The sequence below is a fragment of the Vibrio sp. Vb2131 genome, from assembly GCF_033338535.1.
In the GTDB taxonomy this organism is placed as follows: domain Bacteria; phylum Pseudomonadota; class Gammaproteobacteria; order Enterobacterales; family Vibrionaceae; genus Vibrio; species Vibrio alginolyticus.
This window is the reverse complement of sequence record NZ_JAWOSW010000072.1, coordinates 1-699: the sequence shown is the minus strand read 5'-3', so window position 1 is coordinate 699 and position 699 is coordinate 1. Positions and strand designations below refer to the sequence as shown.

1 protein-coding gene is annotated in these 699 nt (G+C 49.9%); it reads right to left on the bottom strand.

Translation table 11 applies throughout. The annotated features are described in order from the left end of the window. Nucleotides 1-228: 228 nt before the first annotated feature. Nucleotides 229-693, bottom strand: a complete 465-nt coding sequence (locus R7E38_RS23580) for an immunoglobulin domain-containing protein (protein WP_411978685.1) — start codon at nucleotides 691-693, stop codon at nucleotides 229-231. Nucleotides 694-699 lie beyond the last annotated feature (6 nt).

Here is a 699-nt window from a genome sequence, read left to right as displayed (position 1 = left end):
CAGAAATGAAGTAATGAGCCAGCCGTGTCCGCCATCTTAGTTGAGAGAGCATTCTAAGAGGATGCAGTGGAACGCTTTCTGGAGCATCCTGGGCCTCAGCCTCCTAGCAGTTGTGATTGCAGGACCAAATATCCAGCCTGGTGGTAAGTTGCTTTCAAAGGAAGGCTGTAGATGAAGCGGCGGTGTGGCTGAAAAGAAGCTGCCGCTGTTTAGCCATACGATGGGATGTCATTTGTCCTGTGGAGCCTTGTACTTTCCGACTGACAGGGATTTCCTCCAGTCCTCCCCCGAGGTTTGAAGATTTCTCCGTACACAGAAATACAGGCCGGTGTCCACTGCAAACAGGAGGCACATCACTAGGCAGAAAGCGGCATGGAACCACACTAGAGAGCTGGTGGATGCCGTTGCTGAACCTTGGACAGTGATGGTGACAGGCTTGGACACATGCATTGTCCTTCCTAGATATGCTTTGCAGTAGTAGTTCCCACTGTGACTGTGGTTGGCTTTGGGGATTGAAAAATTGCTGCTTTGATAATAATACCTCACAGGTTTTCCATTCTGGAATGGGCTTCTTAAAGACACAAAGTGTGCTGACAGGGGCTGGGGAGATGGATCAGTAGATAAAGTGCTTGCTGTCCAAGCATGAGGACCAGTATTCAGATCCCAAGTATCCCACAGATGTTGAGGGGGCATGGCAAC

Coding starts and splice junctions, on each gene's coding strand:
- R7E38_RS23580 (WP_411978685.1), bottom strand. CDS start 693: ATGCCCCCTCAACATCTGTGGGATACTTGGGATCTGAATACTGGTCCT.